Source organism: Streptomyces sp. FH025 (assembly GCF_017427025.1).
In the GTDB taxonomy this organism is placed as follows: Bacteria; Actinomycetota; Actinomycetes; order Streptomycetales; family Streptomycetaceae; genus Kitasatospora.
In genome coordinates, this window is sequence record NZ_JAFLNG010001251.1 from 1 (window position 1) to 720 (window position 720).

Annotated in this window: 1 protein-coding gene; it reads left to right on the plus strand. The window is 69.2% G+C overall.

Annotation, left to right across the window (positions count from 1 at the left end; genetic code table 11):
* Positions 1 to 720: ketoacyl-synthetase C-terminal extension domain-containing protein (locus J0670_RS38730; RefSeq protein ID WP_243438131.1), on the plus strand; the 720-nt coding region annotated here is incomplete at both ends.

The window sequence follows — 720 nt, forward strand, 5'->3', positions numbered from 1 at the left end:
ACCGGTACGGCGGTCAACCAGGACGGTGCGTCGAACGGTCTGACGGCGCCGAACGGTCCCTCGCAGCAGCGGGTGATCCGGGCTGCCCTGGCCAACGCGGGCCTGTCCGCGAGTGATGTGGATGTGGTCGAGGGCCATGGGACGGGCACCAGGCTGGGTGACCCGATCGAGGCGCAGGCGCTGTTGGCGACATACGGCCAGGACCGGCCGGCCGATCGGCCGCTGCTGCTGGGTTCGCTGAAGTCGAACATCGGACACGCGCAGGCCGCTGCCGGTGTCGGCGGTGTCATCAAGATGGTGACCGCGATGCGGCACGGCATGGTGCCGGCGACGTTGCACGCGGACGAGCCCTCGTCGCGCATCGACTGGGAATCGGGCGCGGTGCGTCTGGTGACCGAGGCGCAGCCGTGGCCGGATGCCGGGCATCCCCGGCGTGCGGGTGTGTCGTCGTTCGGTTTCTCTGGCACGAATGCGCACGTGATCATCGAGCAGGCTCCGGAAGAGGATGTTCCTGTCTCCGGTGGTGCTGGCGCGGTTCTGCCGGTTGTTCCGTGGGTGGTGTCGGGGCGTTCGGTGGCGGGGCTTGCGGGTCAGGCTGAGCGGCTCGGGGCTTTCGTGGAGCAGAGCCAGGATGTGGATCTTGCCGGTATCGGCTGGTCGTTGGCTGTGTCGCGTGCGGCGTTGGAGCAGCGGGCGGTTGTGCTCGGAGCGGACGCCGAT